Origin of the sequence: Raineyella sp. W15-4 (assembly GCF_033170155.1) — a bacterium.
Classification (GTDB): Bacteria; Actinomycetota; Actinomycetes; order Propionibacteriales; family Propionibacteriaceae; genus Raineyella.
This window is the reverse complement of record NZ_CP137079.1, coordinates 2180117-2193424: the sequence shown is the minus strand read 5'-3', so window position 1 is coordinate 2193424 and position 13308 is coordinate 2180117. Positions and strand designations below refer to the sequence as shown.

At 68.8% G+C, this 13308-nt stretch carries 12 protein-coding genes, 1 tRNA gene and 1 pseudogene; 7 read left to right on the top strand and 7 right to left on the bottom strand.

Translation table 11 applies throughout. The annotated features are described in order from the left end of the window. Position 1: 1 nt before the first annotated feature. Positions 2–1198 (bottom strand): PucR family transcriptional regulator, encoded by a 1197-nt coding sequence (locus R0145_RS10190; protein ID WP_317836709.1) that lies wholly within the window; start codon positions 1196–1198, stop codon positions 2–4. A 2-nt stretch (positions 1199–1200) separates the two neighbouring features. Continuing rightward, a complete protein-coding gene (gene aceE, locus R0145_RS10185) occupies positions 1201–3960 on the bottom strand; it encodes a pyruvate dehydrogenase (acetyl-transferring), homodimeric type (protein WP_317836708.1) in 2760 nt (919 codons plus the stop codon). Between the two features lie 230 nt (positions 3961–4190). Here aceE and R0145_RS10180 point away from each other — a divergent pair, with 230 nt between their 5' ends. The 3 genes from R0145_RS10180 to R0145_RS10170 all read left to right on the top strand — a co-directional run bounded on the left by R0145_RS10180 (position 4191) and on the right by R0145_RS10170 (position 5160). Further along, complete coding sequence (locus R0145_RS10180) at positions 4191–4595, top strand: DUF3052 domain-containing protein (RefSeq protein WP_317836706.1); 405 nt, start codon at positions 4191–4193, stop codon at positions 4593–4595. Further along, positions 4595–5068, top strand: a complete 474-nt coding sequence (locus tag R0145_RS10175) for a redoxin domain-containing protein (RefSeq protein ID WP_317836705.1) — start codon at positions 4595–4597, stop codon at positions 5066–5068. The genes R0145_RS10180 and R0145_RS10175 overlap by 1 nt, the downstream gene beginning before the upstream one ends. Positions 5069–5084: 16 nt before the next feature. Continuing rightward, positions 5085–5160: transfer RNA gene (locus tag R0145_RS10170), tRNA-Val, on the top strand. A gap of 366 nt (positions 5161–5526) precedes the next feature. Here R0145_RS10170 and R0145_RS10165 read toward each other — a convergent pair. After that, positions 5527–6240 carry an SDR family oxidoreductase gene (locus R0145_RS10165; RefSeq protein WP_317836704.1) on the bottom strand — a complete coding sequence of 238 codons (714 nt, stop codon included), beginning with the start codon at positions 6238–6240 and terminating at the stop codon, positions 5527–5529. 209 nt (positions 6241–6449) lie between these two features. Between R0145_RS10165 and R0145_RS10160 the strand changes: the two genes are divergently transcribed. Continuing rightward, on the top strand, positions 6450–7049 hold the full coding sequence (locus R0145_RS10160) for a TetR/AcrR family transcriptional regulator (protein ID WP_317836702.1): 600 nt from the start codon (positions 6450–6452) through the stop codon (positions 7047–7049). 186 nt (positions 7050–7235) lie between these two features. Here the strand turns inward: R0145_RS10160 and R0145_RS10155 are convergent, their stop codons facing one another. Further along, positions 7236–7721, bottom strand: a complete 486-nt coding sequence (locus R0145_RS10155) for a helix-turn-helix domain-containing protein (protein WP_317836701.1) — start codon at positions 7719–7721, stop codon at positions 7236–7238. Between the two features lie 64 nt (positions 7722–7785). Further along, entirely contained in the window at positions 7786–8928 is a 1143-nt protein-coding gene (locus R0145_RS10150) for an NADH:flavin oxidoreductase (RefSeq protein ID WP_317836700.1), read from the bottom strand. Between the two features lie 155 nt (positions 8929–9083). Here R0145_RS10150 and R0145_RS10145 point away from each other — a divergent pair, with 155 nt between their 5' ends. The 3 genes and pseudogenes from R0145_RS10145 to R0145_RS18440 all read left to right on the top strand — a co-directional run. Next, the gene (locus tag R0145_RS10145) at positions 9084–10139 is read left to right on the top strand and encodes an aldo/keto reductase (protein ID WP_317836699.1); all 1056 of its coding nucleotides are present in this window, start codon (positions 9084–9086) and stop codon (positions 10137–10139) included. Positions 10140–10231: 92 nt separating this feature from the next. After that, the gene (locus R0145_RS10140) at positions 10232–11452 is read left to right on the top strand and encodes an MFS transporter (protein WP_317836698.1); all 1221 of its coding nucleotides are present in this window, start codon (positions 10232–10234) and stop codon (positions 11450–11452) included. A 54-nt stretch (positions 11453–11506) separates the two neighbouring features. Then, a pseudogene (locus R0145_RS18440) lies at positions 11507–11773 on the top strand (DUF2000 family protein); the annotation flags it as partial. Between the two features lie 161 nt (positions 11774–11934). On the opposite strand, the gene R0145_RS10135 reads toward R0145_RS18440, so the two are convergent. Next, positions 11935–12918: an MDR family oxidoreductase gene (locus R0145_RS10135; protein ID WP_317836697.1), complete on the bottom strand. Its 984-nt coding sequence runs from the start codon at positions 12916–12918 to the stop codon at positions 11935–11937. A 207-nt stretch (positions 12919–13125) separates the two neighbouring features. Next, the gene (locus R0145_RS10130; protein WP_317836696.1) at positions 13126–13275 is read right to left on the bottom strand and encodes a hypothetical protein; all 150 of its coding nucleotides are present in this window, start codon (positions 13273–13275) and stop codon (positions 13126–13128) included. Positions 13276–13308: the final 33 nt, after the last annotated feature.

Sequence of the window (13308 nt, the reverse complement as noted above, 5' to 3'; positions counted from 1 at the left end):
GTCAGGCGCTGTGCTCCCCCAGCAGCCGGCCGAGGGTGAGAGCCAGCCGCAACGTGTACGAGTCCCGGGGATCGGTGGGCGAGTAGCCGGTCACCTCGTGGATGCGTTTGAGCCGGTAGCGGACCGTGTTGGCATGGACGAACAGGGCCCGGGCCGAGGCCTCGATCGACAGCCCCTCGTCCAGGAAGCAGGTGAGGGTCTCCAACAGACCGCCGCCGGACTCGACCAGCGGACCGTACACGTCACGGGCCAGCGCCCGCCGGGCGTGCCCGTCGCCGGACAGCGCCCGCTCCGGCAGCAGGTCGTCGGCGTGCACCGGTCGCGGGGCCGCCGGCCAGCCCGGGGCGGCCCGCAGGCCAGACATCGCGGCCCGGGCACTGCCACCGGCCTGGGACAGCCGGTCCACCAGCGGCCCCACCACCACCGGGCCCGCGCCGAACCGCTCGGCCAGCGGGGTGACGATCGGCAGCGGGTCGGTGTCGGCCGCCAGCGCCGGGCCGCCGAGGACCACGACGAGACGGTCACTGTGCACCGCGGCGAGACAGTCCAGATGACGGGTGCGGGCCATCCGCCGGGTGTCCTCGATCTTCGCCTCGGCCTCCGTGCCGGGGGCGGCACCGACCATCACCAGGGCCCCGGTGGTGGACCGCCAGCCGAGGGTGGCTACCCGCGACATCACCGTGTCGTCCACCTCGCCGCGCATCACCGCGTCGACGACGGTCGCCTCCTGGCGGACGTCCCAGGCCCCACGCACCTCCGCCGCGGCCGCGTACACCTCGGCGGCGGCGAAGGCGACGTCGCGGCTGTACTCGTTCAGCGCGGCGTGCAGGTAGGGCCGGTCGGCCCGCGGCATCAGTTCGTCGATCTGGGCGTCGACGGTGTCGATGATGCTGCGGGTCAGGTCGACCGTCTGCTTGAGTGACACGTGCCGGGACAGCTCCCGTGGCGCCCGGTCGAAGATCTGCACCTGCCGGTCCGAGCCCCCCTCGCCGAACCAGTCGATGAACCCGTCGACGCCCGCGCGGGCGACCAGGGTCACCGAGGCCCGGTGTTCCGGACTGAGCCGCCCGAACCACTCGTAGCGCGCATCCACCGCGGCGATCGCCGCGGTGGTCATCTTCGCCGCCACCTGGCGCAGCCGGCGGGCGATCGAGGCGCGGGAACGGGTCGAGGGGAGCTGGATCCAGGTCAGGGCCATGATCAGGCGCCGGCGCCTTCCTGGGCGACGTTCGCCACCGCGGTCGGGTCGTCGATCCGGTAACGGGCGAACGCCTCGGCCGCGGCCCCGGCGCGGTACGCCCCCTGGGACTCCAACGCCTCCAGCGCCGCGACCACCATCGACCGGTCGTCGATCTGGAAGAACCGGCGGGCGGCGGCCCGGGTGTCGGCGAAGCCGAACCCGTCGGCCCCGAGCGAGGTGAACGGACCCGGGACGTACGGGCGGATCTGCTCCTGCACGGCACGCATGTAGTCGCTGACCGCGACCACCGGCCCGGTCGTCGTGGACAGCTTCTGGGTGACGTACGGGATCCGCCGCTCGGCCGCCGGGTGACCCAGGTTCCACTTGGCGCAGGTCAGCGCGTCGCGGTTGAGCTCGTTCCACGAGGTGACCGACCAGACGTCGGCGTCGACGTGCCACTCGTCGCGCAGGATCTGCTGGGCCGCCACGGCCTGGGGCACCGAGACGCCGGAGGCGAGCAGCCGGACCCGGGCGTACCCGTGGTCCTCGGCCGGCCGGAACAGGTGCAGGCCGCGGAGCACGCCCTCGACGTCGAGATCGGCCTCCGGGCCGGGCTGCTGCACCGGCTCGTTGTACATCGTCAGGTAGTAGATGACGTTCTCGCCGTTCGGGTGCTCCGGGTCGTCGTGGCCGTACATCCGCCGCAGGCCGTCCCGGACGATCAGTGCGATCTCGAAGCCGAAGGCCGGGTCGTAGTGCACCACCGCCGGGTTCGTCGACGCGAGCAGCGGGGAGTGCCCGTCGGCGTGCTGCAGACCCTCACCGGTCAGCGTCGTACGTCCCGCGGTGGCGCCGACCAGGAAGCCGCGCGCCATCTGGTCGCTGGCGGCCCAGATGAAGTCACCGACCCGCTGGAAGCCGAACATCGAGTAGAAGATGAACACCGGGATCATCGGCTCGCCGTGGGTGGCGTACGCGCTGCCCGCCGCGGTGAACGACCCCAGGCCGCCGGCCTCGGAGATACCCTCGTGCAGCAGCTGGCCCTCGGCCGAGGACTTCCAGGCCAGCAGCAGCTTGCGGTCGACCGACTCGTACGTCTGCCCGTGCGGGTCGTAGAGCTTGGCGGTGGGGAACATCGAGTCCATCCCGAAGGTGCGGAACTCGTCGGGGGCGATCGGCACGATCCGCCGGCCGATCTCGGGATCGCGCATCAGGTCCCGGAGCAGCCGGACGAAGGCCTGGGTGGTGGCGACCTTGGCCTTCGGGTTGCCGGGTGCCATCAGCTCCTTGTAGACCTCGTCGCCGGGCAGCTTGAGCGCCCGGGGGTGCACCCGGCGTTCGGGCACCGCACCGCCCAGGGCCGCCCGGCGCTCGCGCATGTACTGCATCGCCGGCGAGTCGTCGGCCGGCTTGAAGTACGGCGGGTGGTAGGCGTCCTCCAGGGCGGAGTCCGGGATCGGCAGGTGCAGCCGGTCGCGGAACGCCTTGAGGTCGGCCGAGGTGAGCTTCTTCATCTGGTGAGTGGCGTTCTTCGCCTCGAGGGCGTCGATCGTCCAGCCCTTCACGGTCTGCGCCAGGATCACCGTCGGCTGGCCGACGTGTTCCGTCGCGGCCTTGTAGGCGGCGTACACCTTGCGGTAGTCGTGGCCGCCGCGGCCGAGCCGCTGCAGCTGCTGGTCCGTGTAGCCCTCGACCATCCGCTTCAGGACGGGGGTGTCGAAGAACTTCTCCCGGATATAGGAGCCGTCCGCGATCGAATAGGTCTGGAACTGGCCGTCCGGGGTGCTGTTCATCTTGTGCAGCAGCGAGCCGTCGTGGTCGGCCGCCAGCAGCGGATCCCAGTCGCGGGCCCAGAGCACCTTGATCACGTTCCAGCCGGCGCCGCGGAAGAAGGACTCCAGGTCCTGGACGACCTTGCCGTTGCCGTCCACCGGGCCGTCGAGCTGCTGCAGGTTGCAGTTGATCACGAAGGTGAGGTTGTCCAGCTCCTCCCGGGCGGCCCGACCGATCGCGCCGAGGGACTCCGGCTCGCCCATCTCGCCGTCACCGAGGAAGGCCCAGACGTGCTGCTGGCTGGTGTCCCTGATGCCGCGGTTCTGCAGGTAACGGTTGAACCGGGCCTGGTAGATCGCGTTCAGCGGGCCGATGCCCATCGACACCGTCGGGAACTCCCAGAACTCCGGCATCAGCCGCGGGTGCGGATAGGAGGACAGGCCGTTGTGCGGACCGCGGGACACCTCCTGGCGGAACCCGTCCAGGTCGTACTCGGTGAGCCGGCCCTCGAGGAACGCCCGGGCGTACATGCCGGGGGAGGCATGCCCCTGGAAGTAGATCTGGTCGCCACCGCCCGGGTGGTCCTTGCCGCGGAAGAAGTGGTTGAAGCCCACCTCGTACAGGCTCGCGGCGCTCTGATAGGTGGCGATGTGCCCGCCCACCTCGAGGCCCTTGCGGTTCGCCTTGGACACCATCACCGCCGCGTTCCAGCGCAGCGCCCGGCGGATCTCCCGTTCCGTCGCCTCGTCGCCCGGGAAGAGCGGCTCGTCAGCCGTGCTGATCGTGTTGATGTAGTCCGTGGAGCGCAGGGACGGCAAGCCGATCTGGCGCTGGCGGGCACGGGCGAGGAGCTCGAGCATGATGTAGCGAGCTCGGTGGGGGCCCTTCTCCTCGAGGAGCCCGTCGAAGGAGGAGATCCATTCCTCGGTCTCGTCGGGGTCCACGTCGGGCAACTGGTTCGGGAGGCCCTGGGCGCTCAGCGCCGGGCGGTCACCGCGATTGGCCATGCATCGTCCTATCCGTTCGTGCCGACCTTGGTCGTCGTCGTTGTGTGATCAGGCAAAGACTAAGGAGGTTTCGCAGGCCGTACCAGCCTACTGGTCCACGCCCGGCGGCGTGCGGGCCGGGTGGACGCCCCGACGGTGCGGGGGACGTGACGTCGGGCCCGGGGTCTGGCAATGTGGTGTCCACACTTCTTCGTGTACCTGTTGACGCACCACCGAAAGGGGACACCTCCGTGGCCAGCGACGCCGCAGGCCGTTTGGGCCTTGCCGCCGGCCAGCTCGTCCAGGAGCTGGGCTGGGATGAGGACGTGGACGACACGTTGCGCATCACCATCGAGGACGCCGTGGACGGCGAACTCGTGGAGGATGCCGTCGAGGCGGTCGATGTCGTGTTGTTGTGGTGGCGGGAGAACGACGGCGACATCGCCGACGGCCTCGTCGATGCACTCACGGACCTCAAGAACGACGGCGTGATCTGGTTGCTGACACCGAAGGTCGGCCGGGAAGGGCACGTGGATCCCGCCGACATCGCCGAGGCGGCGATCACCTCCGGGCTGGCCCAGACCTCCACCACGAGCAGCGTCTCGGGCGACTGGAGTGCGAGCAAACTCGTCCGCCCCCGGGGCGGCCGGCGCTGATGGAACAGCAGGTCCCCGTCGTCGGACGGACGGTCCCGGACTTCCGCAGCCGCGACCAGCACGGCCGCGACTTCGACCTGCAGGCGTGGCGCGGGGGACCCGTGCTGCTGTTCTTCTTCGCCTTCTCCTTCAGCTCCGTCTGTCGTGACGAGCTGGAGAACCTGCGCGACATGGCGTACCTGTTCGACGCCGCCCGGTGCCGGCTGGTCGCGGTGTCGACCGACACCACGTTCGTGCTGCGCGAGGTGGACCGCCAGTTCGGCCTGGACTTCACCCTGGTCTCCGACCACTGGCCGCACGGGGCGATCGGCCGGGCGTACGGAGCCTTCGACGACAAGATCGGCTGCGACCGGCGGCACTCCTACCTGATCGGACCCGACGGCGTCCTGGCCTGGTCCAAGCAGGTCGACCTGCCGACGGCGCGGGATGTCGGCGAGCACCTCGCGGCGGTGCACTACCACTTCCCGCTATAGTGGTCGCCTGCCCTGAGGGCGCATAGCTCAGTTGGTAGAGCACCTGCCTTACAAGCAGGGTGTCATCGGTTCGAGTCCGGTTGTGCCCACCATGGATTGGATGTTCAAACCCGCGACGTCGGCGGGCTTCATGTCCTCTCGGTTGTACTTGATCTGGCCGGCGTCGATGCGCGAGCGAGAACGCAAGCCTGCGCGCAATGCGGTCCTATTCCTGCTTTCAGCAGGTCCAGCGGCACGGCTCCGGCGTGGCGGGTGTGGAGCAGGCTCCGTCGACCCTCACGTAGCTTGTCCTCGAACGCCCGCCGCACCAGCGCGGCACGGTCGGGGTCCGGGATCAGGCGGGGCAGGTGGTGGCGACGAGCACGGAGTGTGAGCCGGGACGAGATGCGGGATGGTGAAGGAGTCCCAGGCGCAGCCTCCCGCCGAGCGGAGCGCTTCGGTGGCCTCCCCGGCCGGGGTCACTTGTCGGCGGCGAGCTGCGGGTAGACGGTCTCGAGCGGTGCGGACAGACCGGCCTTGAGGTGGACCGAGCTCTCGTCGGCGAGGACCTCGTAGCCGCCGGCCTCGACGGTGTCGAACACCTGTGTGACGAGGTCGGCCGGGGCGAGCTTGGGGCCTTCGGCGTGGGCAGCCATCGCGGTGTCGACGTAGCCGACATGCACGCCGACCACCTGCACGCCCGCGGGCTGCAGCTCCAGGCGCAGGGAGTTCGTCGCCGACCACAGGGCCGCCTTGGTGGCCGAGTAGATCCCCGCAACGGCCCACCAGGACAGCGCCGAGTGGATGTCGATGATGGCGGTGTTGCCGCCCTTCGCGGAGAGGATCGGGGCGAACGCGCGGGCAAGGAACAACGGGCCGAGGAAGTTGGTCTCCACGTTCTGGCGGATCTCTTCATCGGTGTGGGTGAGGATGCCCGGAGTGGAGACCGAGGCGCCGGCGTTGTTGATCAGCACGGTCACGTCGGAGGCCTGCTCCGCGACGGCCTGAATGGAGGCCGGGTCGGTGACGTCAAGGGTGAGGGGCACGATGCGCTCGTCGTCCCACTGGCGAGGGTTGCGGGCGGTGGCGTACACCTTGGCCGCTCCCCGGGAGAGGGCTTCGCGGACGAAGGGACCGCCGATGCCGCCATTCGCGCCGGTGACGAGGACGACAGCGCCGTTGAGGGAAGTCATGGAATGAAACTCCTTGATGTGTGATCTTCGGATGGTCGAAAAGGGTGGCCGGTGTGGGCGTCGGGTTCGCCTGGTGTCACGTCGCCTCCGGCCCGGCAAAGGGCGCCTGGCCGGACGTGGGAGAATGAGGGGAACCGCATTCGAGCCCACACAACAGTGACTATACTCAAACCTGAGTGGAGTCATAGTTTATTCCAGGAGGACGATCCATGCCAGTGGCGCCTGAGCCGCTCGGGCGACGCGAGCGGAACAAGCAGGCCAAGCTCGAGCGCATCACCGCAGTCGCCAGCGCGCTGTTCGCCGAGCACGGTGTCGACGAGGTCACCACCCAGCAGATCGCCGATGCGGCTGACATCGGCACCGGGACCTTGTTCCTGTACGCCAAGACCAAGGGCGAACTGCTGCTGCTCGTGCAGAACGCCCACTACGCCACCGCTCTGGAGCGTGGATGTGCGGCCGCAGCCGAGGAGCCGACCGCGCTGGACGCGGTGGTGGCGCTGCTGACGCCGGTGGTGGCATGCAACCGGGTGCAGGTCGACAACGGCCGCACCTACCTGCGCGAGATGGTCTTCGGCGACCCCGCCGAACCTCGCCACGCCGAAGCCCTCGCGATCGTCGGGCAGACTGAAGACGCCACCGCAGGCCTCCTCCAGCATCTCCGGCTGGATGAGGCGGGGGCGGCGACATTGGCTCGGGTGATCTCCGCGATCCTGTTCCTGACCATGGCCTCCAGCGAGCACGTCGACAGCAGTGTCGAGCAGATCGTCGACGCGATCCGCACCCAGATCTCCGCGATCCTTCCCCGCTGACCCCGACCGCGCCCTCCCGGTCGTCCGTGCCATCCTCACTACAGCCGGAGTAAGCGCGCGCATGCGCACACCTGCGGGATTGCGGCGCGGGGGCGGCGGGATGGTGATGGCGATGACCGCGGCGACGACGCAGAGCCTTGCCGCACCGAACCAAGCGAGCGGGTGCTCGCCGGTCGGGTGCAGCCATCACCCGTCCACCGGGGCCGGCCGCGATGCAGTACGGACGAACTGCACCGCCTCCGGGGCAACAGTCCGCCCGGCAGGGTCGACGAGCTCGGCGTGCACACGCTGGCGTCCCTCGGTGGTCAGCGGCACGACCCGCAGCTCCGGCTCCTGGGGAACATGGGTGTGGCCCCACTGCTGCATCGCCACGAGCACCGTCTTCAACTCCTCGCCTGCAGGGGTCAGGTCGTAGGCGTCGCGGGTGCGCTGGCCGGGCACCCGGTAGGGCGTCTTCACCATGACACCGTGCTCCACGAGCGAGGCCAGCCGAGCGGTCAGGACGTCGGAGGCGATGCCGAGCGCGTCACGGAACTGCGCGAACGTCCGCGCCCCCAACAGTGCTTCTCGGACCAGGAGGAAACTCCACGTGTCGGTGAGCACACCGAGGCTACGGATGATCGCGCACGGGTTCTCGATCGCGTGGGCAAGAATCGGCGACGGACGAGGCATACTCTCAACTCTAGCCTGACTTCGCACAACCAATCCAGAGGTCGGCTCGCTCGCTCTGGTGTCGCTACAGGAGGTGCTTCTCGTCGTCTTTGGTGTACGGGCGGATCTCGTCGAGGCGGCCGTCGCGAAGCTTGCTGGTCCATTCAGGCTCGGAGAGCACGGCTCGGCCGAGGCCGACGAGGTCGAACTCGCCGCGCTCGAACAGCTCCAGCAGGTGCGCCAGACTCAGCGACCCGGCGGCGGTGTCGTCTTGCAGGAACGGGGAGGCGACACCGATCGAGCCCAGCGCGATGGTCGGTAGTCCGGTGAGGTGCTTGGTCCATCCGGCCAGGGTGCGCTCCTCGCCGTCGAAGGCGGGGAGCCAGTAGCGGCGGGTGGAGACGTGGAATCCGGATACCCCGGCGGCGGCGAGCGGGGCGAGGATGGTGTCGAGCTCCGCGGGAGTCGACGCGATGCGGGCGTCGAAGTCGGTGCCTTTCCACTGCGAATACCGGAACACCACCGGGTAGTCCGGGCCCACGGCGTCCCGTACCGCGGCGACGACCTCGGCGCTCAGGCGGGCGCGGGAGGCCGGGCTGCCGCCGTAGGGGTCGGTGCGCCGGTTGGTCGTGGACCACAGGAATGCGTCCAGGAGGTATCCGTGCGCTCCGTGCAGCTCGACCCCGTCGAAGCCGATGTTCTTCGCGGTCGCCGCAGCCCTGGCGAAGGAGGCGATGATCGCATCGATGTCCGCCGGCGATGCCTCGGTACCGTGGGGTGATCCGTCGAAGCCGATGCCAGATGGCCCCACCACGGGGGCCTCCGGGTGCGGGGCGGTGCCTTCGTGGCGGCGGAGGCCCAGGTGCCATAGCTGGGGGAAGATTCGGCCGTCCTCAGCATGGACGGCATCGACGACCCGCTGCCATCCGGCGGTGGCGTCGTCCCCGTAGATGCGGGGTACTCGGTCGCTGCTGCCCGCGGAGGGGTGGTCGATGTAAGTGCCCTCGGTCACGATCAGGCCCAGGTGAGCGGCTCGGCGCCGGTAGTAGTCCACCACGTCCTGTCCGGGGACTCCGCCGGGTGAGAAGCTGCGCGTCATCGGCGCCATCACGAACCGGTTCGCAAGCTCCACCCCGGAGTGGGTGAACGGGGTGAACAGCGGGGCTGGGTCAGCACCATCGAGCAGGGTCGAGGTGAGCGGGGCGTGAGTCGTGGTGGTGTGCATCATGTCTCCTCCGACCGCAACGCGGTAGTTGTCGTTCCTCAGATGACGCCCGGTGACAGCACCCGGAAGCTGAGTTGTGATAACCAACTTAGCATCGGTACGCTTGAAGGGGCCAGAGGCTCCGGGCGGCTGCTCGCCCACGACGGACAGGAACAGGCATGCGATACACGACGTTCGGACGCCGCAGCGGGTTGCGGGTCAGCGAGTACGCCCTGGGCACGGGGAACTTCGGCACCGGGTGGGGTGCCGGGACAGAGCGGGACGAGGCAAAGGCGATCTTCGACCGGTTCGTGGAGGCGGGCGGGAACTTCATCGACACTGCTGACACCTATCAGGCCGGGCAATCGGAGCAACTGGTAGGCGAATTCGTCCGGGCCGAGCGTGACGACCTGGTGTTGGCGACGAAGTTCACCGTCGGGGCCAGTCCCCAGCCCAAGCTCCTGCGCACCGGGAATGCCAGGAAGAATCTGCGCATCTCCGTCGAGGAGAGCCTTTCGCGACTCGGTACCGATTACATTGACGTCCTGTGGGTGCACTATCCCGACGCCCTCACCCCCGTCGACGAGATTCTCAGGGGCCTGGACGATCTCGTCCACCAGGGCAAGATCCTCTACATCGGTCTGTCGAACTTCCCCGCCTGGCGAGTCTCCCGGGCCGCGCTGCTGGCCGAGGTGTCCGGGTGGTCGCCGATCGTCGGGATCCAGATCGAGTACAGCCTGGTCGAGCGGAGCGCCGACCGCGAGCTGCTGCCCATGGCCGAGGCTTTGGGGCTGGGCGCGACCTTCTGGTCTCCTCTCGGCGGCGGTCTGCTGACCGGCAAGTACCGGCACGGCAGAGAAGGACGTCTGAGCGACTGGAACCGACTTGTGCATAGCGAGTCGACTGCGCAGACGACGGCGATCGTCGACGCCGTCCTCGAGGTCGCGCAGGAGATCGGTTGCCCGCCGGCGCAGGTCGCCACCGCATGGGTGAGTGAACGGGCACGACGGCTGGCGACCCCCGCGCTCCCCATCGTTGGCCCGCGGCACGTTGCCCAGCTCGACGACTACCTCGCCGCCCTCGACGTCGAGCTCACCGATGCCCAATACGACCGGTTGACGGACGTCAGCGCCATTGATCTCGGCATCCCCCACGTGGCGAATGCCCGCTCCCTGGATGGCCTCCAGGGAGGTACGGCGGCCGCGTTCGAGGCCCCGCGCGTCCCGGTGGTGTGAGTTCGAGGCCACCGGCACACGGCGAGATGGACCGCGAATCCGCCCCCAGGTGCGATACAGCGCACCACCGGCACCTGCACCCCGCTTGGGGGGTGGCAGCGATCGCCTTCCTCGTGCTCACCGTCGCGGCCGGAGCCCGGGCGGCCCCCAGTGCCCTGATCGACTCCCTGCAGACCGAATTCGGATGGTCGACGGCCCAGATTTCGCTGGCCATCACCGTCAATCTGCTCTGCTATGGACTGACCGCTCCCTTCGTTGCGGCGCTCATCCAGCGGTTCGGCATCCGGCGCATCACCTTCGCCGCCCTGGCTCTCGTCGGCGCCGGATCAGGCCTGTCAGTGCTTTCCGTCCGGCCATGGATGCTGGTGGTCACGTGGGGCCTGCTGATCGGACTGGGCACCGGCGCCGTCGCGCTGGTCTTCGCTGCGGCGGTCGTAGACACCTGGTTCGCGCGGCGGCGCGGTCTTGTGATGGGCATCCTCACAGCGGGCCAGTCCACCGGGCAGCTCGTGTTCCTCCCGGTCGTGGCGAACCTGACGGAGAGCGTCGGGTGGCGGTGGGCCACACTCGTCCTGGCTGCGACGGCCCTCGTGCTGCTTTCCGCCGTTCGCTGGCTCCGCGGAGACCCCGAGCAGCTGGCCGTGGTGCCGTTCGGAGCCCCGCCCGGATGGCACACACCCCCTCGACCCAGGGGGAATCCGGCGGCCGCGGCACTCCACACACTGAGGATCGCGAGTCGCTCGAAGACGTTCTGGTCGCTGATGGCGGGATTCGCCATCTGCGGCGCGACCACGAACGGCATTGTGGGCACGCATTTCATTCCGAGCGCCCACGATCACGGCATGCCCCAGACCACTGCCGCCGGCCTGCTCGCCGTCGTCGGCATCTTCGACGTACTGGGGACAATCGGCTCGGGATGGCTGACGGACCGGCTCGATCCGCGGGTGCTGCTGGGCATCTACTATGCCGGACGCGGCGTCGGATTGGCGGCGCTCCCCTTCCTCCTCGGCGCTTCCGTACAGCCCCCAATGATCCTGTTCATCATCGTGTACGGCCTCGACTGGGTCGCCACTGTCCCACCCACTGTGGCGCTGTGCAACGAGGCGTTCGGCGACCGGGGCCCGATCGTGTTCGGCTGGGCCTTCGCGTCTCATCAGGTCGGGGCGGCGATCGCCGCGCTCGCTGCCGGGGTGGTGCGCGACGTCACCGGCCAGTACACGTTCGCCTGGTTCGCGGCGGCAGCGCTGTGCGGGGTGGCGGTGGTGATCTCCTTCGCCATCCGGCGGGGACCGGTCGCAGATATCGAGAGGTGAGGTGGGGCATGACAGATGCGAAGTGGGACACCAAGATCGTCGCGATCCTGAGGGATGATCTCCAGGGTTTGGCAGCAGGCGAACCTGACCGCATTCCTGATGGCTGGAATCGTCGACTCCGCAGCGGAGATCGTCGGCCGGCCGTACGTGTTCGGCGCCGCGCCTCCTGTGCGGAGAGATGTCGTCGCCGTGGTCTACCCCGAGAGCATTTTCCAGACCAACAATGACGAGGACAATCGAGGAACCATCCGAAACCGGCCATTCGAGCAGGCCGCCTTCGCCGGCGTCGCCGTTCGAGGTGCGGCCAAAGAAGTGGACAGGGTGATCAAGTCGGGCACACCTAGACGAGCGCGGGGGCGTTCCTCACACTGTCCGCCGGAAAGGTCCCCGCGTCCGTGGCAAACGGCGTCTAGCCGGGATGCCCGGGGTGTCTCTGAGGCGCTTCACAAGTCAGATCGAAGAATCGTCGGGGTGGGCGGAGTTCATCTTGCTATTTCGACGATGGTGCGGCCGCGGACCTGCCCGGCAAGGATGCGCGGGGCGATATCGAGTACGTCACCGAGGCCGATCGTGGTGCTCATCCGATCGAGCGCGTCCAGGTCGAGATTGGCGCCCAACAGGTCCCAGGCGCGCTGCCGTAGCGGCAGGGGGGCGTCAACGGAGTTCGCACCGGTGAGAGTAACCGCGCGCAGGATGAACGGCAGCACGGTCGCGGGCAGGTCCGGTCCCTGGGCGAGCCCGTAGGCAACCGCGATCCCGCCATACCGGGTCTGCGCGAGCGCGTTGGCGAGGGTGTGGGAGCCGACCCCGTCGACCACGGCCGCCCACCGCTGCTCCTGCAACGGTGCAGAGGCGGGTTCTGACAGGATTTCGCGGTCGATGACCCGTGAGGCGCCGAGCCCGGTGAGGTAGGCGTGCTCCTGAGCCTTGCGGCCGGTGGACGCGGTCACGGAATAGCCGCGGCGGGCGAGGAGATTGACCGCGACCGATCCGACCCCGCCGGCGGCGCCGGTGACGAGCACCTCACCGTCTCCGGGTGTCAGGCCGTGGTCTTCGATGGCGAGTGCGGCGAGGGCGGCGGTGAACCCGGCGGTGCCGATCGCGGCGGCCTGCGCCGAGGTGAGGTTTTCGGGCACCTTCACCAGTGACGCGGCGGGCGCAGTGGCGTATTCGGCGTACCCGCCGGGCCGGTTCTCCCCAGCGCCGGCGCCGTTGAGGGTGACCCGGTCGCCGGACGCGAAGACGTCCGTGGTGCTCGCGATGACGGTGCCGACGATGTCGATTCCGACCGTCAGTGGCCAGGTGCGCACGAATCCTGGGCGGCCGAGGACCGTGCTGCCGTCCTTGTAGTTCACACTGGAGTGCGTTACCTCGATTAGCACCTCGCCGTCCCCGCTGGCGCGGGGAGGGGCGATCTCGGTGAGCATGGCGGGCTCGTTGGGGGCTGGAGCGACGATGGCACGCATTACAAGGGTTCCTTTCAGGACAGGGACGAGATGGGTAGGGAAGTTAGGCGGTAAGAAATTCCGCGGCAATGGGGGCGGACTTCTTCCAGTACTGGAAGATGCCGCCGTGCCCGGAGCTCGGGTAGATGATCAGCTCAGACCCCGTGATGCGCTGGGTGATTACCGACAGATCTGACGAGACCGACCGACCGTGCCGAGCAATGGCTTTCAGCTGGGTCTGGACCTGTCGTAGCCGAGGCCCTGGGTGATGAACCGGTAGGCGAAGGTGTCGCCGCCGACGGTGATCGTCTTGGCCGGAGCCTTCGCGTAGGAGGTGATGACAGAGTCGTCCGTGCTCCCGCTGTTGCTTGTGCTCATGATGGTTTCCTTGAATGGGACGTCATTTCCAGC

Coding starts and splice junctions, on each gene's coding strand:
- R0145_RS10190 (WP_317836709.1), bottom strand. CDS start 1,198: ATGGCCCTGACCTGGATCCAGCTCCCCTCGACCCGTTCCCGCGCCTCG.
- aceE (WP_317836708.1), bottom strand. CDS start 3,960: ATGGCCAATCGCGGTGACCGCCCGGCGCTGAGCGCCCAGGGCCTCCCG.
- R0145_RS10175 (WP_317836705.1), top strand. CDS start 4,595: ATGGAACAGCAGGTCCCCGTCGTCGGACGGACGGTCCCGGACTTCCGC.
- R0145_RS10165 (WP_317836704.1), bottom strand. CDS start 6,240: ATGACTTCCCTCAACGGCGCTGTCGTCCTCGTCACCGGCGCGAATGGC.
- R0145_RS10160 (WP_317836702.1), top strand. CDS start 6,450: ATGCCAGTGGCGCCTGAGCCGCTCGGGCGACGCGAGCGGAACAAGCAG.
- R0145_RS10155 (WP_317836701.1), bottom strand. CDS start 7,721: ATGCCTCGTCCGTCGCCGATTCTTGCCCACGCGATCGAGAACCCGTGC.
- R0145_RS10150 (WP_317836700.1), bottom strand. CDS start 8,928: ATGATGCACACCACCACGACTCACGCCCCGCTCACCTCGACCCTGCTC.
- R0145_RS10145 (WP_317836699.1), top strand. CDS start 9,084: ATGCGATACACGACGTTCGGACGCCGCAGCGGGTTGCGGGTCAGCGAG.
- R0145_RS10135 (WP_317836697.1), bottom strand. CDS start 12,918: ATGCGTGCCATCGTCGCTCCAGCCCCCAACGAGCCCGCCATGCTCACC.
- R0145_RS10130 (WP_317836696.1), bottom strand. CDS start 13,275: ATGAGCACAAGCAACAGCGGGAGCACGGACGACTCTGTCATCACCTCC.